This window comes from Kaistia sp. 32K (assembly GCF_016629525.1).
Classification (GTDB): domain Bacteria; phylum Pseudomonadota; class Alphaproteobacteria; order Rhizobiales; family Kaistiaceae; genus Kaistia.
The window spans coordinates 4656705-4677500 of sequence record NZ_AP024269.1 but is presented as its reverse complement, the minus strand read 5'-3'; the positions used below and the strand labels follow the sequence as shown (position 1 = coordinate 4677500).

General features: G+C 67.0%; 19 protein-coding genes and 2 rRNA genes (1 of these 21 cut by a window edge). 12 read left to right on the top strand and 9 right to left on the bottom strand.

What is annotated here, in order from left to right:
- From K32_RS21595 to K32_RS21565, 7 genes are all read left to right on the top strand, one after another.
- Nucleotides 1-879, top strand: a 23S ribosomal RNA gene (locus K32_RS21595) (it extends 1873 nt beyond the left edge of the window).
- A gap of 110 nt (nt 880-989) precedes the next feature.
- Nucleotides 990-1104 (top strand): 5S ribosomal RNA (gene rrf, locus K32_RS21590).
- 435 nt (nt 1105-1539) lie between these two features.
- The gene (locus tag K32_RS21585) at nt 1540-2190 is read left to right on the top strand and encodes a ThuA domain-containing protein (protein ID WP_201401484.1); all 651 of its coding nucleotides are present in this window, start codon (nt 1540-1542) and stop codon (nt 2188-2190) included.
- 158 nt (nt 2191-2348) lie between these two features.
- On the top strand, nt 2349-3536 hold the full coding sequence (locus K32_RS21580) for an MFS transporter (RefSeq protein ID WP_201401483.1): 1188 nt from the start codon (nt 2349-2351) through the stop codon (nt 3534-3536).
- Nucleotides 3537-3691: 155 nt separating this feature from the next.
- Nucleotides 3692-4435 carry a heme ABC transporter permease gene (locus tag K32_RS21575; protein ID WP_201401482.1) on the top strand — a complete coding sequence of 248 codons (744 nt, stop codon included), beginning with the start codon at nt 3692-3694 and terminating at the stop codon, nt 4433-4435.
- The gene (ccmD, locus tag K32_RS21570) at nt 4432-4641 is read left to right on the top strand and encodes a heme exporter protein CcmD (protein ID WP_201401481.1); all 210 of its coding nucleotides are present in this window, start codon (nt 4432-4434) and stop codon (nt 4639-4641) included. The genes K32_RS21575 and ccmD overlap by 4 nt, the downstream gene beginning before the upstream one ends.
- On the top strand, nt 4638-5231 hold the full coding sequence (locus tag K32_RS21565) for a DsbE family thiol:disulfide interchange protein (protein WP_201401480.1): 594 nt from the start codon (nt 4638-4640) through the stop codon (nt 5229-5231). The genes ccmD and K32_RS21565 overlap by 4 nt, the downstream gene beginning before the upstream one ends.
- 316 nt (nt 5232-5547) lie before the next feature.
- On the opposite strand, the gene K32_RS21560 is transcribed toward K32_RS21565, so the two are convergent.
- From K32_RS21560 to dapF, 4 genes are all read right to left on the bottom strand, one after another.
- Nucleotides 5548-6192 (bottom strand): septation protein A, encoded by a 645-nt coding sequence (locus K32_RS21560; protein WP_201401479.1) that lies wholly within the window; start codon nt 6190-6192, stop codon nt 5548-5550.
- A 188-nt stretch (nt 6193-6380) separates the two neighbouring features.
- A complete protein-coding gene (gene ftsY / locus K32_RS21555) occupies nt 6381-7694 on the bottom strand; it encodes a signal recognition particle-docking protein FtsY (protein WP_201401478.1) in 1314 nt (437 codons plus the stop codon).
- A gap of 3 nt (nt 7695-7697) precedes the next feature.
- Nucleotides 7698-8963: a tRNA (N(6)-L-threonylcarbamoyladenosine(37)-C(2))-methylthiotransferase MtaB gene (gene mtaB, locus K32_RS21550; protein ID WP_201401477.1), complete on the bottom strand. Its 1266-nt coding sequence runs from the start codon at nt 8961-8963 to the stop codon at nt 7698-7700.
- A complete protein-coding gene (dapF, locus tag K32_RS21545; protein WP_201401476.1) occupies nt 8960-9844 on the bottom strand; it encodes a diaminopimelate epimerase in 885 nt (294 codons plus the stop codon). The genes mtaB and dapF overlap by 4 nt, the downstream gene beginning before the upstream one ends.
- Before the next feature lie 366 nt (nt 9845-10210).
- Here dapF and pncB point away from each other — a divergent pair, with 366 nt between their 5' ends.
- Entirely contained in the window at nt 10211-11527 is a 1317-nt protein-coding gene (gene pncB / locus K32_RS21540; RefSeq protein WP_201401475.1) for a nicotinate phosphoribosyltransferase, read from the top strand.
- A 243-nt stretch (nt 11528-11770) separates the two neighbouring features.
- On the opposite strand, the gene K32_RS21535 is transcribed toward pncB, so the two are convergent.
- Both K32_RS21535 and K32_RS21530 read right to left on the bottom strand, forming a co-directional pair.
- Nucleotides 11771-13060 carry a glucoamylase family protein gene (locus tag K32_RS21535; RefSeq protein WP_201401474.1) on the bottom strand — a complete coding sequence of 430 codons (1290 nt, stop codon included), beginning with the start codon at nt 13058-13060 and terminating at the stop codon, nt 11771-11773.
- The gene (locus K32_RS21530; protein ID WP_201401473.1) at nt 13011-14906 is read right to left on the bottom strand and encodes an ABC transporter ATP-binding protein/permease; all 1896 of its coding nucleotides are present in this window, start codon (nt 14904-14906) and stop codon (nt 13011-13013) included. Before K32_RS21530 ends, K32_RS21535 begins: the two co-directional genes overlap by 50 nt.
- A gap of 301 nt (nt 14907-15207) precedes the next feature.
- Here K32_RS21530 and glpK point away from each other — a divergent pair, with 301 nt between their 5' ends.
- Together glpK and K32_RS21520 are read left to right on the top strand one after the other, a co-directional pair.
- On the top strand, nt 15208-16695 hold the full coding sequence (gene glpK / locus K32_RS21525; protein WP_201401472.1) for a glycerol kinase GlpK: 1488 nt from the start codon (nt 15208-15210) through the stop codon (nt 16693-16695).
- A gap of 94 nt (nt 16696-16789) precedes the next feature.
- A complete protein-coding gene (locus tag K32_RS21520) occupies nt 16790-17029 on the top strand; it encodes a hypothetical protein (RefSeq protein ID WP_201401471.1) in 240 nt (79 codons plus the stop codon).
- Nucleotides 17030-17041: 12 nt separating this feature from the next.
- Here the strand turns inward: K32_RS21520 and K32_RS21515 are convergent, their stop codons facing one another.
- The 3 genes from K32_RS21515 to K32_RS21505 all read right to left on the bottom strand — a co-directional run bounded on the left by K32_RS21515 (nt 17042) and on the right by K32_RS21505 (nt 18798).
- Complete coding sequence (locus tag K32_RS21515) at nt 17042-17542, bottom strand: DUF1993 family protein (protein WP_201401470.1); 501 nt, start codon at nt 17540-17542, stop codon at nt 17042-17044.
- Nucleotides 17543-17815: 273 nt separating this feature from the next.
- Entirely contained in the window at nt 17816-17965 is a 150-nt protein-coding gene (locus tag K32_RS21510; RefSeq protein ID WP_201401469.1) for a DUF1127 domain-containing protein, read from the bottom strand.
- A gap of 209 nt (nt 17966-18174) precedes the next feature.
- Nucleotides 18175-18798, bottom strand: coding sequence for a YoaK family protein (locus K32_RS21505; RefSeq protein ID WP_201401468.1), 624 nt, complete (start codon nt 18796-18798; stop codon nt 18175-18177).
- Between the two features lie 154 nt (nt 18799-18952).
- Here K32_RS21505 and K32_RS21500 point away from each other — a divergent pair, with 154 nt between their 5' ends.
- Together K32_RS21500 and K32_RS21495 are read left to right on the top strand one after the other, a co-directional pair.
- On the top strand, nt 18953-20239 hold the full coding sequence (locus tag K32_RS21500) for a L,D-transpeptidase (protein WP_201401467.1): 1287 nt from the start codon (nt 18953-18955) through the stop codon (nt 20237-20239).
- Nucleotides 20240-20362: 123 nt separating this feature from the next.
- Nucleotides 20363-20758, top strand: coding sequence for a hypothetical protein (locus tag K32_RS21495; RefSeq protein WP_201401466.1), 396 nt, complete (start codon nt 20363-20365; stop codon nt 20756-20758).
- Nucleotides 20759-20796: the final 38 nt, after the last annotated feature.

Sequence of the window (20796 nt, the reverse complement as noted above, 5' to 3'; positions counted from 1 at the left end):
AGTGAAATTGAATTCCCCGTGAAGATGCGGGGTTCCCGCGGTCAGACGGAAAGACCCCATGAACCTTTACTATAGCTTTGCACTGGCATTCGTGTTTGCATGTGTAGGATAGGTGGTAGGCTTTGAAGCATGGGCGCCAGCTCGTGTGGAGCCATCCTTGAAATACCACCCTTGTGAATATGAATGTCTAACCGCGGTCCGTCATCCGGATCCGGGACCGTGCATGGTGGGTAGTTTGACTGGGGCGGTCGCCTCCCAAAGTGTAACGGAGGCGCGCGATGGTGGGCTCAGACCGGTCGGAAATCGGTCGTCGAGTGCAATGGCATAAGCCCGCCTGACTGCGAGACTGACAAGTCGAGCAGAGACGAAAGTCGGCCATAGTGATCCGGTGGTCCCACGTGGACGGGCCATCGCTCAACGGATAAAAGGTACTCTGGGGATAACAGGCTGATGATGCCCAAGAGTCCATATCGACGGCATCGTTTGGCACCTCGATGTCGACTCATCACATCCTGGGGCTGGAGAAGGTCCCAAGGGTTCGGCTGTTCGCCGATTAAAGTGGTACGTGAGTTGGGTTCAGAACGTCGTGAGACAGTTCGGTCCCTATCTGCCGTGGGTGTAGGAATATTGAGAGGATCTGTCCTTAGTACGAGAGGACCGGGATGGACGTACCTCTGGTGGACCTGTTGTGGCGCCAGCCGCATTGCAGGGTAGCTATGTACGGACGGGATAACCGCTGAAGGCATCTAAGCGGGAAACCCACCTCAAAACGAGTATTCCCTTGAGAGTCGTGGTAGACCACCACGTTGATAGGCCGGGTGTGGAAGTGCAGCAATGCATGCAGCTTACCGGTACTAATAACTCGATCGGCTTGATCACTCCCATTAATCCATGCTCATCCCAAGCGGATCTCTCGAGATCCGCGGGAATGATCATCGACGACAAAAGCAGCTAACCCTGCAAAACCAGTTTCTTCTGTGCTTCGCCGGCCTGGTGGTCATGGCGAGGAGCCTGAACCCGATCCCATTCCGAACTCGGCCGTTAAACTCCTCCGCGCCAATGGTACTTTGTCTTAAGACACGGGAGAGTAGGTCGCTGCCAGGCCTGCAAAGCACAGAAACCCTTCGAAACATTCTCTCTACGATGAAACACAACAAAAACCCCGCCGCGCGATATTCTCGCCGGCGGTTTTTTTGCGTTCAAGCACCACGAAACCGGCCGGGAATCGACGCGCGCTCCGCTCCGGACCAGGCCGGTCCCAGGCCGGTCCCAGGCCGGACGTCGCCACAAGCACCAAGGCGAGGGCAGGGCAGGGCGGCGAGGGCAGGGCGGCGGCGACGCCGGCACTAGCGCCACGGCGCGGAACAGCACCTGCCCGGAACAGACCCGCACAAGCGCGCAAGCTCAAAACCGGGTGGCCGCGGCCGAGCCAACCCCCGATCCGACCGGACGAAGCTCCAGCTCCCCTCTAGGACACTGGCGCAAAAACAAAGCCTTCGACATCATCCCAAAAACCAAAACAACCAACAGGGGGAAAACATGCTAAACGCCTTGATCGTCTACGGCGGATGGCCAGGTCACCAGCCCGAGCAAGGCGCAAAAAAAGTCGAAGAAATCCTCGGGCAAGACGGATTCGACACCCACATCACTCAGGACTACCGCGCGCTCGGCAGCGACCAGCTCGACGAGCTCGACCTCGTCGTGCCGATCATCACCAGCGACGAGATCGAAAAGGCCCAGATCGAGCGTCTCTCGCTCGCCGTGCGGAACGGGCTCGGGCTTGCCAGCTATCATGGCGGTCTCGCCACCTCGTTCCGCAACATCGTGCAGTTTCACTATCTGGTCGGGGTGCAATGGGTGGCGCATCCGGGCGACATCGTTCGCTACCGGGTCGACGTCACGCGGCCGGACGATCCGGTGATGCAGGGCATATCGAGCTTCGACTATGTGTCGGAGCAGTATTACCTGCATTACGATCCGTCGATCGAGATCTTGGCGACAACGACGTTTACCGGCGAGCATGATCCGGTCACCGCCGGCGTCGTCATGCCGGTCGTGTTCAAGCGGCGGTTCGGCGCCGGGCGCGTCTTCTATTCGGCGCTCGGGCATGTCGCGGCCGAGTTCGACAATGCCGAGATGCGGACGATCCTGCGCCGCGGCCTGAACTGGGCGGCGCGGGAGAAGGCATAGGGGCGGCCAATACTAGGGCTCCCCGGGGCGGGGCGCGAGCGACCCGGCGCGGTGTCTGTGAATTCGCTTCATAGATGCCGTGCCGGGCGGCGATCTGGATCGCGGGCCGGCGCGAGGCCACCTTCCGGGTCGACCTGTTCAACCCGGGATGCAAACCTATGCCCGTCGCCCTCTACGCCCTGACGGCCGGTGCCTTCGGCATCGGCGTCACGGAATTCGTCATCATGGGCCTGCTGATGGAGGTCAGCGTCGATTTCGGCGTCTCGATCTCCGCTGCCGGCCTGCTCATCTCCGGCTATGCGCTCGGCGTTGTCGTCGGCGCGCCGGTCCTGACCGCGCTGACGGCCCGGCTGTCGCGCAAGACCACACTGCTGGCGCTGATGGCGATCTTTACCATCGGCAACCTCGCCTGCGCGCTGGCGCCGGATTACACGACGCTGATGGCGGCGCGGATCCTGACCGCCTTCGCCCATGGCACCTTCTTCGGTGTCGGCTCGGTCGTCGCGACGACGCTGGTGGCGCCGGACCGGCGGGCCTCCGCCATCGCCATCATGTTTACGGGCCTGACGGTCGCCAACGTGCTCGGCGTGCCCTTCGGCACCTGGCTCGGCCAGGCCTTCGGCTGGCGTGCGACGTTCTGGGCGGTGGCGCTTGTCGGCCTCGTCGCCTTCGCCATCATCGCCGTGTTCGTGCCGCGTGACCGCACGGCTCCCGAGGCGCCGGACTTCCGCCGCGACCTGCGGGCGCTGATGCGCCGTCCGGTGCTGCTCGGGCTGCTGACGACCGTGCTCGGCTATGCCGGCGTCTTCGCCGTCTTCACCTATATCGTGCCGCTCCTGACCGAGATCACCGGCTTCGCGGAGGGCGCCGTGTCGCCGATCCTGTTCGTCTTCGGCGGCGGCCTGATCCTCGGCAATCTTCTCGGCGGCAAGCTCGCCGACAAGCATCTGGTGCCGACCATGCTGGGCAGCCTGATGGCGCTCGCCATCGTGCTCGGGCTGATGGGCTTCGCGCTGGAGAACCGCATCCTCGCGGTCGTCTCGATCGGCCTTCTCGGCGCGTCCGCCTTCGCCACCGTGGCGCCGCTGCAGCTCTGGGTGCTGGAGAACGCGAAGGGAGCCGGGCAGAGCCTCGCCTCCAGCTTCAACATCGCCGCCTTCAACCTCGGCAATGCGCTCGGCGCCTGGCTGGGCGGCGCGGTCATCGATCATGGCGGGCTCGGATCAGTCGCCTTCATCGCCGCGCTGCTGCCGCTGGCGGGTTTCGCCGTCGCCGTCTTCGCGCTCCGGACGACGCCGGCCGAGCCCACCGGGGCGCTGGCCCCGGCCGGCAGGACGCCCGAATAATCCGCCTGGGGCATCCGCGGATGGCTCGCGGTCCCTCGGGACGAATGGCGCCGGCCTGCCGGCGCCATTTTCATTCCGCCGCTCCACCGGCACTTTTTGCAGGGGCTGCAATCCGTCGCGTTGCGATTATCGCGGCGCGACCCTATGACATCCGCATGGCCCTTCTCGATCTCGCCAATCCGACGCGCTTCATGTCGCTCGCCGATCGCCTCCTGCCCTGGCTCTGGGCGGTGACGGCGCTCGTCCTCGGCACGGGGCTGTATCTGGCCCTCTTCGTCGCGCCGGCGGACTATCAGCAGGGCGAGACGGTCAAGATCATGTTCATCCACGTGCCGGCCGCGTGGCTCTCCATGTTCGGCTACGGCATGATGGCCGTCTCGGCGCTCGGCACACTGGTCTGGCGCCATCCGCTCGCCGACGTCGCCGCCCGCGCCATCGCGCCGATCGGCGCCGCCTTCACGCTGATGGCGCTCCTGACCGGTTCGCTCTGGGGCAAGCCGATGTGGGGCACCTGGTGGGAATGGGATGCGCGCATGACCTCCGTGCTGATCCTGTTCCTGATGTATCTCGGCCTGATCGCGCTCTGGAACGCCATCGAGGATCCGAACAAGGCCGGCCGTGTCGGCGCCGTGCTGATCCTCGTCGGCTCGGTCAACCTGCCGATCATCAAGTTTTCGGTCGACTGGTGGAACACGCTGCACCAGCCGGCGAGCGTCTTCCGCATGGGCGGCTCGACCATCGACGCCAGCATGCTCTATCCGCTCCTGATCTGCGCCATCGGCGCGACGCTGCTGTTCCTGGCGTTGAGCCTGATGGCGATGCGCAACGAGATCCTGCGTCGCCGCATCCGCGCGCTCCGCCTCGTCGCCGCCGCGAGCCCCGCGGGAGCGCCGGCATGATCGAAGCCTTGGGACCGCATGCCGGCTTCATCCTCGCCGCCTATGGCGTGACGATCGTCATCATCCTGGCGCTCTTCGCCTGGATCGTCCTCGACGGCCGCCATCTGCGCCGCCAGCTCGCCGATCTCGAGGCGCGCGGCATCCGCCGCCGTTCGGCGCGCAAGGCCGCCGGCAAGACCGCTGGCAGCGCCACGGTGAAGCCGTGAGCGAGACCCGGTCTCCGGTCGAGGCGAAGCCGCCCCGCTCGCTCGTGCGGCGCCTGCTGATCTCGGCGCCGATCGCCACCTTCGCCGCGCTCGCCGTGATCTTCGTCATCCGGCTGGAGCAGGGGGGCGATCCGTCGCTGATCCCCTCGGCGCTGATCGGGCGCCCGGCGCCCGTGACGGTGCTGCCGCCGCTCGAAGGCCTCGACAAACCCGGCCTCGATACGGCCGCGCTCGACGGCAAGGTGACGCTGGTCAATATCTGGGCGTCCTGGTGCGTGCCCTGTCGCGAGGAGCACCCGTTGCTCGAGAAGCTGGCCGCCGACAAGCGCATCCAGCTCGTCGGCATCAACTACAAGGACCAGCCGGCCAACGCGCGCGCCTTCCTTGGCCAGCTCGGCAATCCCTATGCCGCCGTTGGCGTCGACGAGAAGGGCCGCAGCTCGATCGACTGGGGCGTCTATGGCGTGCCGGAGACGTTTCTCATCGGCCGCGACGGCACGATCCGCTTCAAGTTCGTCGGCCCGCTCAGCGACGACAGCCTCGAAAAAGTGATGATGCCGGAGATCGAAAAGGCGCTGGCCGCGTCCTGATCGCTTTGGCTGCCCGGCAGGACTTTGCAGATCGCCGAAAGGTCGCCATGTGGCCACGGCCTATGGGCAGGGCACCGTCGCCCCGACGGAGGCCGGGGCCCATGAACACCGGCCGGGAAATTCCAGCTCAGCCTTCCGGCCATGGCCGGTGTGTCTGGCTCCCGGCCTTCGCCGGGATGACGGCGGAGGGTGGCACGGCCCAGGCAGCCCATCGATCGCCGGACGGCCCTGCCTGCTTCGAGACGGCCCTTCGGGCCTCCTCAGCCTGATGAGGACGGTGTTGCGTGAAGGTGTGCTCAGGGAGAGATGACGCCTCTCAGCGCGTCGGCTGCGTCTCGGGTTTGTCCTCGGCGATCGTCGTGCGCGAGATCAGCGGCAGCTGGAACAGGGTGAAGAGGAAGGTCAGCGGCATGATGCCGAACACCTTGAAATTCACCCAGAGATCGGTCGCCGCCTTCGCGTCGGCCGAATAGTAGGCGTCTGCGGCCTTCCAGACGACGACGTTCAGGATGGCGAGCGCCAGGAAGAACAGGCCCCAGCGGAAGGTGAGCTTGCGCCAGCCCTCGTCGGTCAGCTTGAAGACACTATCGAAGACATAGCCGAGCAGCGAGCGGCCGAAGACGAGGCCGCCGAGCAGGACCGCGCCGAACAGCGTGTTGACGATGGTCGGCTTCAGCTTGATGAAGGTGTCGTCGTGCAGCCAGAGCGTCAGCCCGCCGAACACCACCACGACGACGCCCGTCACCAGCGGCATGATCGGCAGCTTGCGCGTCATCGCGTAGGAGACGGCCAGCGCCGCCAGCGTCGCCGCCATGAACAGGCCCGTCGCCCAGTAGATGTCGGCGCGGGCGTTGGCGAAGAAGAAGACGCCGAGCGGTCCGAGCTCCAGGGCCAGCTTGAGGAGCGGATTGAGCTCCTTGCGGGCGGGATCGTTGGGGGCGCGTTCGATTTCGAGTGTCATGGTCGGCTTTCGGTGGTGGTCGCCAAAAGATAGGGCCAATAAGGCGGCTGATCTATGGCGTCGGTCACGTCGCGGCAGCCCGGACGATCACTAGAGCGTTTTCGAGCGAAGTGGATGCCCGCGTGAAGAAAACGCGACCAAACAAATAGCTAGATCACGTCATCGTTTCCATGAAACGGTGAAAGGATCTAGCTGGCGATGCCGGCGATGGCGCGGGCGAAATCGTCGGCCGCGAAGGGCTCGAGATCGTCGATGCCCTCGCCGACGCCGATGAAGTGGATCGGCAGGCCGTATTTGGAGGCGATCGCCACCAGGATGCCGCCGCGCGCCGTGCCGTCCAGCTTGGTCATGACTAGGCCGGAAACGCCGGCGACGCGGCCGAAGATCTCGACCTGCTGCAGCGCGTTCTGCCCGGTGGTGGCGTCGAGCGTCAGAAGCACGCTGTGCGGCGCGGTCGGATCCTGCTTCTTGATCACGCGGATGACCTTTTCGAGCTCCGCCATCAGCTCGGTGCGGTTCTGCAGCCGCCCGGCCGTGTCGATCAGGAGCACGTCGGTGCCGTTCGCCTGCGCGTCCTTGAGCGCGTCGAAGGCGAGGCCGGCGGCGTCGGCGCCGATCGAGCGCGCGACGACGGCCGAGCCGGTGCGCTGGCCCCAGATCTTCAGCTGCTCCACCGCCGCGGCGCGGAACGTGTCGCCGGCGGCGAGCATGACCGAACGGCCCTCGGCGCGAAGCTTCGCCGCGAGCTTGCCGATCGTCGTCGTCTTGCCGGTGCCGTTGACGCCGACGACGAGGACGACATGCGGCTTGCGGGCGGGATCGATGACGAGCGGCTTCGCCACCGGCGCGAGGACTTTTGTCACCTCCTCGGCCAGGATCGCCTTGACCTCGTCGCCGTCGATCTCCTTGCCGAAGCGGCCCTTCTTCAGCGCCTCGATGATCGCCGACGACGTCGTCAGGCCGAGATCGGCCTGGATCAGCACGTCCTCGAATTCCTCCAGCGTGTCGGCGTCGAGCTTGCGCTTGGTGAAGACCGAGACGATGCCGTCGGAAATCGCGTTGGACGAGCGCGACAGGCCGGCCTTCAGCCGCTGGAACCAGTTCTGTTTTGGTGCGGGTTCCGGGGCAGCGGCGGGCGCGGCCGGCGCCGCGAAGAAACCGGTCGGGCGGGGCGCTGCGGGCGGTGCCGCCGGAGCCGGGACTGGCGCTTCTGCGACGGGTTCGGGCGCCGCGATCTCGGCGACGACGGGCGCTTCCCGCTCGGCCACGGTCGGCTCGGGCTCGGCTTCGACCACGACGGCCTCGATCGGCGTGACGGTCTCGACAAGCTCGATCGCCTCCGCCGGCACTACAACGGGAGCAGGGGCCTCGGCGGTGACCGGCTCGGGCTCGGCGACTGCGACCGGCTCGGGCGTCGCGACGAGCTCGGGCGCCTGCTCCTCCGGCTTCGGCGCGCCGCCGCCGAACCAGCGACGGAACAGGCCCTTCTTTTCTTCTGCCATGGTTCAGGCGGCCTCTGCGAGTGGGGTGGCGAGGAGGCCCGAAGCGGTCCGTCCAACGATCTGCGCCGGAACCAGCGTTCCGGCGGCGATACCCGGCATGGAGACCGGGGTGAAATGCTCGGTGCGGCCGACGCCGCCCTTTTCCATCAGCACGCGGCGCGTGGCGCCGATCTCGCGCGCCAGATGCGCCTGGAGCGTCGCCTGGCCCTTTTCGCGCAGCCGCGCGGCGCGGGCCTTGATGGTGGCGGCATCGAGCTGCGGCATGCGCGCGGCCGGCGTACCCGGACGCGGCGAGAACGGGAAGACATGCAGATGCGTCAGGCCGCACTCGTCGACCATGGCGAGCGAGTTCTCGAACATCGCCTCCGTCTCGGTCGGGAAGCCGGCGATGATGTCGGCGCCGAAGACGATGTCGGGGCGAAGCCGCCGGACGTCGGCGCAGAAGCGGATCGCGTCAGCGCGGCCATGCCGGCGCCTCATGCGCTTCAAAATCATGTCGTCGCCGGCCTGCAGCGACAGATGCAGATGCGGCATCAGCCGCTCGTCCTCGGCGATCGCCCGCATCAGCGCGTCGTCAACCTCGATCGTGTCGATCGAGGAGAGGCGCAGGCGCGGCAGCTCGGGAACGAGTTTCAGGATGGTCGCGACCAGCGTGCCGAGCGTCGGCCTTCCCGGCAGGTCGGCGCCATAGGCGGTCATGTCGACGCCGGTCAGCACGATCTCGGCATGGCCGGTCGCGGTGAGCTGGCGGATCTGCTCGACGATCGCGCCCATCGGCACCGAGCGCGAGGGGCCGCGGCCATAAGGGATGATGCAGAAGGTGCAGCGATGATCGCAGCCGTTCTGCACCTGCACGAAGCTTCGCGTGTGCCCGTCCATGCCGGCGACGAGATGACCCGCCGTCTCGCGCACGTCCATGATGTCGGCGACTTTGACACGCTCGTGGTCGGCGATCCGAAGCCCCAGCGGGCGGTAGGCGGCGGCGCTCAGCTTTTCCTCATTGCCGAGGACGAGATCGACCTCGTCCATGGCGGCGAAGGTGGCGGGTTCCGTCTGCGCGGCGCAGCCGGAGACGACGATCTTCACGTCCGGCCGCTCGCGGCGGGTCCGGCGGATCGTCTGCCGCGCCTGGCGGACGGCTTCCGCCGTGACCGCGCAGGTGTTGATGATCACCGCGTCGGAAAGGCCCGCTTCCGCGGCCCGGGTCCGCATCACCTCGGTTTCGAGCGTGTTCAGGCGGCAGCCGAAGGTGATCGTCTCGATCGTCATGCGCGGCGGGCGACCGTGTCCGGCGCAACCTCGATGCGGATCTCGTTGCCGAGGCCGATGACGCCCTCATGCTCGAATTCGGCAGCGCCCGTCATCCAGATGTGGTTGTCGGGGCGCCATTCGATGTTCAGCACGCCGCCGGGCAGGCGGACGTCGACGATGCGGCCGGTCTTGCCGAGGCGGGCGGCGGAGACGGCGGTGGCGCAGGCGGCCGAGCCGCAGGCGAGCGTCAGCCCGGCGCCGCGTTCCCACACGCGGAGCGTGATCGCGCTCGCCGACGTCACCTCGGCGATCGAGATGTTGGCGCGCTCGGGGAACATCGGGTCGCGCTCGAGGATCGGGCCGATGCGGCCGAGGTCGATCGCCGCGACGTCGTCGACCCAGTAGATCGCGTGGGGATTGCCGATATTCGCCACCGCCGGCCGCGACAGGATCGGCGCATCGACGGGGCCGAAGCTCAGATCGATGGCGGTCGTGTCCTCGAACGGGCGGGAAAGCGGGATCTCGGCCCAGCCGAAGCGCGGCTCGCCCATGTCGACGGTGATGTTGACGGCATCGCGGACGCGGACGTCGAGCAGGCCGGCCGAGGTTTCGAGCTTGATTGCCTCGTGACCGTTCTCGCGATTCAGCACGAGCGCGACGCAGCGCGTGCCGTTGCCGCAGGCGCCGGAAAGCGAGCCGTCGGTGTTGAAGATCGTCATGAAGGCGTCGGTGCCGGCGGTTCGCGGCGGCTCGATTACCATCAGCTGGTCGAATTCCGTGAGCGGATCAGCGGCGATCGCGCGCGCCTGGTCGGCGTTCAGGCGCGTTTCGGCGCCGCGCATGTCGAGCACGGTGATCCGGTTGCCGATACCGTTCATCTTGGCGAAGGGGGCGTTCATGACGTTCCGATCATCACGCTGCGGGCCGCGTCGGCAGACCGTGGGTGTCGGCGCATATATGGCGGAAAGATCAGAGAAATTCCATACTGCCGCGCGGTTTCCGCCGTCATCGGGGGCGCGCGCGGGCCGATCGGGCGCCGGACGCGGCGGCGCGGGCGAAAAACTCGGCCCAAAACAGGGGGGAAGTGACGTAAACTGGCGTTCTGTCGCCGCTTCGCTTCGCGGTCCGTCTTGCGGGCGGGCGCGGGGGCTGCTTCACTGGCGGGCAAGGTTACCAAGGATAACGCCCGCCTCTCGAACGCCCCGTTGCTCCATCGCCCGCCTCAGGGCCGAGACCGGGCGTCGCCTCCCGTTACGGACAGCTTCATGTCGCTCGATATCGCTACCCGCGTGTACAATCACGGCTTTCGCATCGATCCGATCGTGCGGACGCTGCTCGACACGGACTTCTACAAGTTCCTGATGCTGCAGCTGATCCGGGCCAAGTCGCCGGACGTGCGGGCGACCTTCGGCATGATCAACCGCACCAAATCGGTGCGGCTCGGCGAGGTCATCGACGAGCAGGAGTTGCGCGACCAGCTCGATCACGCGCGGACGCTGCGCTTCCAGAAGAACGAATTGATCTGGCTCGCCGGCAATACGTTCTACGGCGTGAAGCAGATCTTCAAGCCGGAGTTCCTCGACTGGCTCGAAGGCTTCCAGCTGCCGGAATATGAGCTCCGCCGCACCGAGGACGGCCAGTACGAGCTGCGCTTCGAGGGGCTCTGGTCGGAAACGACGCTCTGGGAAGTGCCGGCGCTCGCCATCGTCAGCGAGCTGCGCGCCCGCGCCGCTATGAAGGGCATGAGCCGGTTCGAGCTCGACGTGCTCTATGCCAAGGCGAAGGCCAAGCTCTGGGGCAAGATTGAGCGGCTGCGCGTGCTGGCGCAGGAAGGGCCGCTCAAAGTCTCCGATTTCGGCACAAGGCGGCGCCACGGCTATCTCTGGCAGAAATGGTGCGTCGAGGCGCTGCAGGAGGGTCTCGGCGACAATTTCGTCGGCACCTCGAACGTCAAGATGGCGATGGCCGCCGGTCTCGAGGCGATCGGCACCAATGCGCATGAGCTGCCGATGGTCTATGCGGCGCTGGCCGAGAGCGACGAGGCGCTGCGCAACGCGCCTTACGACGTGCTGCGCGACTGGCAGGAGATGTATGACGGCAATCTGCTCGTCATGCTGCCGGATACCTATGGCACGACGCAGTTCCTGCGCAATGCACCGGACTGGATCCTGAACTGGAAGGGACTGCGCCCGGATTCGAAGCCGCCGATCGAGGGCGCCGAGGAGGCGATCGCCTGGTGGCAGCTGCATGGCTGCGACCCGCGCGAGAAGCTGATCGTGCTGTCGGACGGCATGGACATCGATACGATCGAGGAGGCGGCGCGCCATTTCCGCGGCCGCGTCAATCTCTCGATCGGCTGGGGCACCAACGTCACCAACGATTTTCGCGATTGTGCCCCGGACGGCAAGGACGACCGGCTGCAGGCGATCTCGCTGGTCTGCAAGGTCGTCTCGGCCAATGGCCGCCCGGCGGTCAAGCTCTCCGACAACGCCAACAAGGCGACCGGCCCGGCGGACGAGATCGCCCGCTACCGCCGCGTCTTCGGCCACCAGGACCTGATGGCGCAACCGCTGCTGGTCTGAGGGCATCCGTCGATACCGCCCGTTCCGCCATTCACGCGGCGCTTCCGGCCGTCATGCGGCGCTCGATCTCCATCATCCTGAGGTGCCCGAGCGCAGCTCGGGCCTCGGAGGACGCACGGTCGCGGTGCAACCTATCGCCTGCCCAACGGCTCTGCGTGCTTCGAGACGGCCCTTAGGGCCTCCTCAGCATGATGGGCGTGGAGTTCTGCTAAGATCTCCTCGGGGAGAGACGTGACGCGGGCTCTACGCCACCGCCGCGCCGGAAAAATGCGGGCTTTGAAAGTCGAGCCGTGCGAGGCCGCGGCGCACCTCGGGGTCGCGCATGACGAGATCCCAGAGGAGGCCGCTCCTGTGGTTCTCGATCATCACCACCTGCGGCCCCTGGTCGATGGCGAGATGGGTCTTCGCCGTCCAGTGGGCCCTGTCGCTGAACGCGTCGAAGAAGCCGTAGTCGCCGAAGAGCCGGTCGCCGAGATCGTCGTGGAAATGGCGCAGCACCGGCATCACCAGCTCCGGCACATAGGGCAGGCTGGAGATGGCGGCGGTCGGCGCGATCACGCCGCGGTCATTGTCGGGCGCGTACGCCGAATAGCCGTCGGGTCCGTCGCTCGCCGTCAGCCCCCAGCTATCCGGGCCGTATCCGGCGAAGCCGCCGGGATTGGCGATGCAGTGCGCCCGGTTGAGCAGGGTATGGGCGACGTTCTGGTCCCAGTAGTCGGCATAGCGATCGGAGAGGCCGCGTGGGTCGAGCCCCAGGAACGAGTAGTGCGCGAAGAAGAGCGGGCCGCCGCCATCCGGGCCGAGCGGCAGCTCGATGCCGTACTGGATGCGCCGGTTCAGGAAGCTGCGGCTCTGGGCGAAGCCGTTGTGGTAGACGGCCGGCCGGATGCCGTGGTCGTCGGCGCCCGCCGCCAGCACATAGGCGATCAGGCATTCGTTCCAGCCGCGCAATTCGAGGTTCATGGCGAAGCCGTTGTTGGGGCTCCAGTGCCAGGTCAGCACCTCGCGGCCGTCGCGGGTGAACCAGTCCCATTCGACGGCGCGCCGCATCTGCTCGATCCGGCCCCGGAGCCACGGCTCCTTGCCGTCCGGTCGATCGAAGAAGTGCTGCGCCGCGATCAGCCCCTGGATCCAGAACGCCGTCTCGATCAGGTCGGCGCCGTCGTCCTTGCGGCTGAAGCGGATCGTCGCGCCGGTGGCGCCCTGCATGAAATGCGGGAAGGCGCCGTGATAGCTCGGCGTGCGCTCCAGGAAGCCGATCATCTTGTGCAGCCGATCGACCGCCTCGTCGCGGGCGAGCCAGCCGCGCGCCACGCCGACCACGATCGCCATGACGCCGAAGCCCGAGCCCCCGATCGTGACGATGTCGTCGTCGCCGAGCGTGCGGTCGCGTGCGAGGCCGCTCACCGGATGGGCGAAGTCCCAGAAATAGCGGAGCGTCTGGCGCTGCACGCGATCGAGCAGCGCCGCGTCGGAGAGCGCCCTAGGTCGCCTTGGCGGTGTCTGCCGCGCGGGTGTCTTCTTGGTCGTCATGCGCTGTCGCTCGTTCGGGTTTCGCGGGGTCCGGGGCGCTGGTCTCGGCCACCGAGGGGGCGTCGGTCTTCTCCGCCGGCGCCTTGTCCGCGTCGGAATCTTCCTCGACCAGGTTCACGGTGCGGTTGTAGAAGTCGGTCGCCGAGGCCCGGCCCGATACGGTGATGACAGCGGATTTCGCCAGCTCCTTGCCGAGGATCGACGTGAAGATGGCGCGCTGGCCCTCGTCCATGGCGTCGATGGTCTGCTCGGAGAAGATCCATTCCGGCTTCAGGAGCAGCAGCCGGGCGAGGGTCACCCGCACCTCCTCGTCATAGGAGATCTCCCGGGCCCAGCGCGCCTTGCGGTCGAGCGAGGCGCCGAGCCGCGGCAGGTCGGCGCGCTTCAGCGCGGCCATGAGGTCCTCGTCGCTGAAGCTGGTCGGCGCCAGCGGATAGGTGAGGGCGGCGCGCAGCGATCCGTCCGGCACATAGGGGCGTTCCGGCATGTACATCATCTTGCTGCGCGGCGGCAGGCTGATCTTGCCGGAGCCCCAGGGCCAGAGCCCGGCGAGCGCCGAGAACAGCGCGCGATGCGCCGAACCGGTGCGGTCGACGATCAGCAGGTGGTCGCCGGGCGCGACCTCGACATGCGGCGTGTCGAGCGCGGCGCGCTCGCCGGTCCACGTCACCGCCACGTTGTCGAGCTCGAGCCGGCCGAGGGGATCGAGGTCGTATTCGATGCGCGTGCCGCTGTCGCGCGGCTGTTCGAGGGTGACGAGCGCCTGGCGGAAGCTCATGACGCGCGCCAGCGTGGCGCGCCAGTCGGCGATGGCGCTGAAATTGTCGACGAACCAGCGCAGGCAGTTCTGCACCTGGTTGAAGGCGCCGACCACCATCATCAGCTCGCCGAAGGAGAGCTTGCCGCCGAAATAGCCGGGCGCCGCGATGACGATCGGCGCGACGATGCCGATCCAGCCATAGCCGGCCGTCACCCAGGTCAGCCGCGCCACCGCGTTGACGAGGCGGCGCATGACGTCGAGCACGCGGTCCAACTCGTCGTCGAGGCGCTTCTTCTCGTCGGTCTCGCCGGCGTTCAGCACGATGCCGCTGGCGTTTTCGTTGACCTGGACGAGCGCGAAGCGAAGGTCCGCCTCGCGCGCGTAACGCTCGACGCCGATGCCGATCAGCGGCCGGCCGACGCGCCAGCTGACCCAGGACCCGGTCAGGGCGAAGATCAGCGCGCACCAGACCATGTAGCCGGGGATGATGAAACTGTAGCTGGCGACCGAGAGCACGACGCCGCTCGACAGCACCCACAGCACGCCGACGAAGCTGAAGAGCAGCAGCGTCGACTGGAACAGGCCGATGCCGAGCCCCGTCGAGAGCTCGGCAAGGTGCCTAGCGTCCTCGTGCACGCGCTGGTCGGGGTTGATGCCGATGTCGCCGGCGTCGCCCAGGACGACGAGGCGGCGTGGCGCCAGCCATTGCTCGATCAGGTCGCGGGTCAGCCACTTGCGCGTCTGCTGCGTGATCATCTGGGCGAGCCAGGTCTGCGCGACATTCAGGCCGAGCAGGATGCTGGCGATGCCGCCGAAGACCATCAAATAGTAGAGGAAGGATTTGACGTTCTTGGTTTCGATCGCGTTGTAGAACGGCTTGTTCCACGCGTTCAGCACCACCTGCATGCCGGAGGTGGCGATGATCACGCCGATGATGGCAATGGTCAGGAGCAGGAAGTTGCGCCGGCCGGACGAATTCCACAGCGCGGAGATGAATGCGCTGAATTCCTGCACGAGCGCTGCGAAGGATTTCCTCGTACCGAACTCGGGTTCCTGTTCGGCCACGTCATCGGGTGTTTCCGTCATCGCCTCGGTTATCCGGCTTCGACAGCGTCGAGCATATCAACCAGCCGGTCAAAATTCCGCATCATTCGGTCTGCATCCGTCCCGCGCGCCTATTCCCGATCAAACTGTTGCAGAAGGACATCAAGTCAAGGTGTTGGCGTCGCTCGCGCATCGGGCGGCGAATCGCTAGCATCGGCGACGAGACGGATTCCGGGAGGGCTCCTGCGGCATGGGCGTCAGCCGCCTGCCAGGCGACTGGCCGGCTGGCGGCGGGTGGCTGCATGGCGTCGCGGCCCGGCCGAATACGGTTCGGGAGGACCCCATGAGCAGCTTCATCCTGGCGATCGACCAGGGCACCACCTCGACGCGGGCGATCGTCTTCGACGGCAATTATCAGGTCTGCGGCGTCGGCCAGCAGGAATTTCCGCAGCATTTCCCCCGCTCCGGCTGGGTCGAGCACGATCCGGAGGACATCTGGCGGACGGCGATGGAGACCGTGCGGTTCGCGCTTGCCAACGCCAAGCTGGCGCTCACCGACATCGCCGCGATCGGCATCACCAACCAGCGCGAGACGACGATCGTCTGGGACCGCGCCAGCGGCAAGGCGATCCACAACGCCATCGTCTGGCAGGATCGGCGGACGTCGGACATCTGCGCCGAGCTGAAGGCGGCGGGCGCCGAGGCGGAGCTCACCGCAAAGACCGGCCTGCTGCTCGATCCCTATTTCTCCGGCACCAAGATCGCCTGGATCCTCGACCATGTGGAGGGTGCGCGGGCGCGCGCCGAGCGCGGCGAGCTCGCCTTCGGCACGGTCGACAGCTTCCTGCTCTGGCGGCTGACGGGCGGCCGTGTGCACGCGACCGACGCCACCAACGCCTCGCGCAGCCTGCTCTTCAACATCCGCACCGGCGAATGGGACGACGAGCTGCTGGCGCTTTTGCGCGTGCCGAAGGCGATCCTGCCCGACGTGCTGGATTCCGCCGCCGATTTCGGCGTCACCGATCCGGCCGTGGTCGGCGCGGCGATCCGCATCGCCGGCATTGCCGGCGACCAGCACGCGGCGGCGCTCGGCCAGGCCTGTTTCCAGCCGGGCATGCTGAAATCGACCTATGGCACGGGCTGTTTCGCGCTGCTCAACACCGGCTCGGATTTCGTGCAGTCGCAGAACCGGCTGCTGACGACGATCGCCTATCGGCTCGACGGCAAGACGACCTATGCGCTGGAAGGCTCGATCTTCGTCGCCGGCGCGGCGATCCAGTGGCTGCGCGACGGGCTGCATCTGCTCGATCGCGCCGACCAGTCGGGGCCGATGGCCGCCGCCGCCGATCCGCACCAGGAGGTCTATCTGGTGCCGGCCTTCACCGGGCTCGGCGCGCCCTGGTGGGATGCCGAGGCGCGGGGCGCGCTGTTCGGGCTCACGCGCGGCACGGGTCCGAACGAATTTGTCCGCGCGGCGCTCGAATCCGTCTGCTACCAGACGCGCGACCTGCTCGACGCCATGCGGCGCGACTGGGCGCGGGCGGGCGAGACGGTGCTGCGTGTCGACGGCGGCATGGTGGCGAGCGACTGGACGATGCAGAACCTCGCCGACATCCTCGATGCGCCGGTCGACCGGCCGGTCGTGCTGGAGACGACGGCGCTCGGCGCGGCCTGGCTCGCCGGACGGCAGGCTGGCGTCTGGCCGGCCGAGGCGGGTTTCGCCGCGAGCTGGCGGCTCAACCAGAAATTCGTGCCGACCATGGCGGCGGAGGTGCGGGAGGCGAAGCTCGCCGGATGGCGCGATGCCGTGCGGCGGACGCTGACGCGATAAAGCGAGCCGCGGCTGGCGTGACCCGAGCGTGATCGCTGTCACAGCCCCTTCTTCCGATACGCGGTATGCTGGCGGCCTCGAACAGGAGGACGCCATGCCCCGCGAGACCGGATTTGCCATCGCGATCGTCGCGCTCCTGCTCGGCGCCGGCGCGACGACTCGCGCGGCCTCCGGGGCCGAGGCGGCGCCGAAGCCTGTCGCCGCGTCCGACTGCCGGAAGTCCGACCGCTGCACGCCGAGCGAGCGCGAGCTGGGCGGCTGGCTGGCGGATACGGACAAGGGCGGCAGCTGGCGGCGCGACCCGGCGCGGAGCCGGGCCGCCCCCGCGCGGTGACCGGCGGGCGCGCTAGCGGTTGCCGAGGAAATCCGCCTTGCCGATCGTGATGCCCTTGTGGCGCAGCACGCCATAGGCGGTCGAGACGTGGAAGAAGAAGTTCGGCAGCGCATGGGTGAACAGATAAGTCCGGCCGTCGAGCTGGACCGCGCCGTTGCGCATCGAGATCGTCCGCGTTTCGCTGCCCTCGAGCTGCTCGGGCCTGACCGAATTCAGGAAAGCGACGGTCTTTCCGATGCGGGCCTTCAGTTCGGGAAACGTCGTCTCGGTATCGGCGAAGCTCGGATTGTCGATGCCGGCGAGCCGCGCGGCGGCGCCCTTGGCGGTGTCGCTGGCGCGCTGCACCTGGCCCGAGAGCGGCAGCATGTCGGGCGCGAGCCGCGCCTCGATCAGCGTCGCCGGATCGATGCCGTCGCGGACGCTCTGTTCCACGGCCTTGTCGAGGATCGCCTGGAGATTTCCGAACGAGCGGATGAAGACCGGAAGCGAAGCTTCGTAGATCGATAGCGCCATGTTGACCCCGATGGTTCGCGGACGTCCGCGTCCGCGTTGCGGAAACGCAGATGGGCGTGCGGCGGCATCGATTTCAAGGGGCAGGCGGGGAGATCGTTCGGGATCGGCGCCGATGGCGCGGTGCGCTTGGAAACGCGCATAAAAAAAGCGCCCGTCGGGGAGGAGGTCGACGGGCGCCTTAGTTGATGGTGCCACACAAGGGAGGAGGTTTGTGGGGCACCTAATCGCAGGGAACGAGGGAGGAGGTTCGTTCCCCAACGAACTGGGAAATTCTCAGTATCCGGCGGCCTGCTTGGCAATCGCCTTGATGTCGGCGCGATTGATGCCCAGATCGCTCAGTTCGCGGTTGTCGAGCCGCGAAAGCTCGCTGCGGGTCTCGCGATACTTCATCCAGGTCTTGTAGGAGGCAACGAGGCTGACCATCGTCTGTTCCTTTCACGCCGGCCATTCGGACTATCAGTGGCGCCCGATCTCTCTGTCGCCGTTCTGATGATTTGAATTTAGTCGGCGGTCGCAGAAATGAGCACTGCGAAAAAACTCATGCCTGCCCTGCGCTGGATGCAGAGCAACATTCGACGTGGACGTCATGGTGCAGTGCAATATAAGTCGCTTCCGCTGACGTAACCGGCCTGTTAGCGGGCGAAAATCGCCAGCGCGGCGATCACGGCGCAGGCGAACCAAAGCCCGGCAAGGCCGACGACGCCATAGACGACGGCGCCCAGCACCGCGCCGAGGCAGAGCGAGGCCCAGATCAGCAAACTCGGCAGGAAGGCCCAGCGATCGCCGCCGCGAAGCGCGGCCGCGAGGCTCTGCCCCACCTTGACCAGCGCCCCGGTGACATAGGTGAGGCCGATGCCAGGCGCGCCGTTGCGCTGGAAGACGGCGTTCTCGACGCCCATGGCCAGCGTCATCGCGACCGTGCCGATGATGGCGATGCCGAGATTGTGGGAGGCCGCGGCGATGGCGAGCAGCGCCGCCTCGGTCCAGAGGATCGCCGCCCGCCGGCTGCGTTCGCCATCCTGGCCGATCAGCCCGCCCAGGGTCGCGCCGGCGACGAAGAGGGCGATGATGCCGGCGATCTCGGCCGCCTTCATCCAGTCGGCCATGGCGACGTCGACGCCGAAGCGCGTGGTATTGCCGCTCATGAAGGAGACGAAGACGCCGCCGAGATGGCGAAAGCCCATGGCGTCGACATAGCCGGCGATGGCGGCCAGCACGAAGGCGAGGCCCTTCTGGCGGAGAGAGAAATCCTTCATGGCAAAATCCGGGTCGTCGAGGCGTCGTCGCCTGTCGTGGCGGGCAGGCGACAAGGCCTATAGCGGCGCGGTTAAGAATTTTTAACCCTGATTTATTAAATTCCGCCGGAAGACTGCCGATGCTGCCGCGTTCATTTTGGCTGGAGTGCCTGCCTTGTTCGTTGCCTTGTCCCGCGTGACGCTGTTGCCTTCCCTGGCGATGCTGCTCCTTGCCCTGCCGGCCGGCGCGCAGGAGTGGGGCGAGCCATCGATGCGCGATCGCTATGACGAGCAGCGCTCCTATGAGCGGGCCTACGAGCCGCCGCCGGCCGACTACGAGCGCGCGCCGCCCGCCTATGACCGCTATCCGGCGGAATACGCCGCCCCGCCGGCGCCGGCTGCTCCCGCGCCGGTCGCCGCCGCGCGGCGTCCGGCCGTGTCGCCGCTTCCGCCCGAATTCGTCGCGCTGGTGAACCAGACGCCCCTCGACGGCGCCCTGGCCGCCAAGAGCGACAAGCCCGATCCGCTGGTGGTCAAGCTGCAGATTTTGCTCGACCGGGTGCATGTCTCGCCCGGCGTTATTGACGGCCACAAGGGCGGCAACCTCAACAAGGCGATCTCCGCCCTGCAGAGCATGCACAATCTGCCGGCCGACGGCCGGCTCGGGCCGGATATCTGGGACATCCTGCAGGCCGCAGACAGTCGCCCGGTGCTGATGGATTACGCCATCACCGACAAGGACGTCGCCGGCCCGTTCGTGCCGGTGATGCCGAAGGATTATGCGGAGATGGCGCTGCTGCCGGCGCTGTCCTACCGCGATCCCGTCGAGCTTCTGGCCGAAAAGTTCCACATGGACGAGACGTTCCTGCGCCGCCTCAACCCGAACGCCGATTTCACCGTGGCGGGCACGATCATCACGGTCGCGGATGTCGGCCCCAACGCCAAGGCCAAGGTCGCCCATCTGGTCGCCGACGCGAGCACGCGCCAGCTGATCGGCTACAACGAGAAGTGGGACGTCGTCGTCGCCTATCCGGCCACCATCGGCAGCACCGACCTGCCGTCGCCGTCGGGCATCCACATGGTCAAGGCGATCGCCGAGAATCCCGACTACTGGTACCGTCCGAAGGTCAATTTCCAGCAGGGCAACAACACCAAGGCGCTGCGGCTGCCGGGCGGCCCGAACAATCCCGTCGGCACCGTCTGGATCGGCCTCGACAAGCCGACCTACGGCATCCACGGCTCGCCGGAGCCGAGCAAGATCGACAAGACCAACAGCCATGGCTGCCTGCGCCTGACCAACTGGGACGCGCAGGAGCTGGTGAAGCTGGTCAAGGTCGGCGTCGATGTCGAGTTCGTCGACCAGACGCCGACGGCGTCGGTCGCGCCGGCGCGTCAGCCGGCCCCGGCCTATGAGGCCGCCGCCACGGATGGCTATCAGGAAATGCCGCCGGCCTTGCGCTGAGAAGCGCCGATCGCGGGCGGCCGGGCCACACCGTCACGCAAAATCGATTGCAACCTGGAGCCGGGCTTGAAGCCTGTCGCCTCGTCTTGATAGCTATGGCGATCGTTTCGCCGAGGATTCAGAATGAACCGCTTCGCAATTCCGCTGGCTCTCGCCGTCATCTCCGCCGTCGGCGCCTTGTCCGCCGGTGAGAGCTTCGCCAAGACGAAGGCGGCGGCCGCGCCCGCCAAGGCGGCCGACCCGTCCTGCAAGCAGACGCGCTGGGACCTGAAGGGCGCCGGCACCAAGACGATCGTCGATGGCGGCGTCGACCGCGTCTGGCGCGTCTCGGTCGGCGGCGTTCCGCCCAAGGCCTCCGTCGTGCTCGAATACACCCGCAGCAACGGCACGAAGGGCGAGGTCGGCATGCCGTCCGGCTATGCCACGCTGGTCGAGGGCGCCTCGGTGCGCATGATCCTGCAGGCGCCGGGCCTCGCCAGCGGCGTCGCCATCGCGGGCACCATCAACGCCCAGTGCTGAGCCGCTGACGCCAGGCTTTCCCTTTTTTTTTAAAGGCC

Coding starts and splice junctions, on each gene's coding strand:
- K32_RS21585 (WP_201401484.1), top strand. CDS start 1,540: ATGCTAAACGCCTTGATCGTCTACGGCGGATGGCCAGGTCACCAGCCC.
- K32_RS21580 (WP_201401483.1), top strand. CDS start 2,349: ATGCCCGTCGCCCTCTACGCCCTGACGGCCGGTGCCTTCGGCATCGGC.
- K32_RS21575 (WP_201401482.1), top strand. CDS start 3,692: ATGGCCCTTCTCGATCTCGCCAATCCGACGCGCTTCATGTCGCTCGCC.
- ccmD (WP_201401481.1), top strand. CDS start 4,432: ATGATCGAAGCCTTGGGACCGCATGCCGGCTTCATCCTCGCCGCCTAT.
- K32_RS21560 (WP_201401479.1), bottom strand. CDS start 6,192: ATGACACTCGAAATCGAACGCGCCCCCAACGATCCCGCCCGCAAGGAG.
- ftsY (WP_201401478.1), bottom strand. CDS start 7,694: ATGGCAGAAGAAAAGAAGGGCCTGTTCCGTCGCTGGTTCGGCGGCGGC.
- mtaB (WP_201401477.1), bottom strand. CDS start 8,963: ATGACGATCGAGACGATCACCTTCGGCTGCCGCCTGAACACGCTCGAA.
- dapF (WP_201401476.1), bottom strand. CDS start 9,844: ATGAACGCCCCCTTCGCCAAGATGAACGGTATCGGCAACCGGATCACC.
- pncB (WP_201401475.1), top strand. CDS start 10,211: ATGTCGCTCGATATCGCTACCCGCGTGTACAATCACGGCTTTCGCATC.
- K32_RS21535 (WP_201401474.1), bottom strand. CDS start 13,060: ATGACGACCAAGAAGACACCCGCGCGGCAGACACCGCCAAGGCGACCT.
- K32_RS21530 (WP_201401473.1), bottom strand. CDS start 14,906: ATGACGGAAACACCCGATGACGTGGCCGAACAGGAACCCGAGTTCGGT.
- glpK (WP_201401472.1), top strand. CDS start 15,208: ATGAGCAGCTTCATCCTGGCGATCGACCAGGGCACCACCTCGACGCGG.
- K32_RS21520 (WP_201401471.1), top strand. CDS start 16,790: ATGCCCCGCGAGACCGGATTTGCCATCGCGATCGTCGCGCTCCTGCTC.
- K32_RS21515 (WP_201401470.1), bottom strand. CDS start 17,542: ATGGCGCTATCGATCTACGAAGCTTCGCTTCCGGTCTTCATCCGCTCG.
- K32_RS21510 (WP_201401469.1), bottom strand. CDS start 17,965: ATGGTCAGCCTCGTTGCCTCCTACAAGACCTGGATGAAGTATCGCGAG.
- K32_RS21505 (WP_201401468.1), bottom strand. CDS start 18,798: ATGAAGGATTTCTCTCTCCGCCAGAAGGGCCTCGCCTTCGTGCTGGCC.
- K32_RS21495 (WP_201401466.1), top strand. CDS start 20,363: ATGAACCGCTTCGCAATTCCGCTGGCTCTCGCCGTCATCTCCGCCGTC.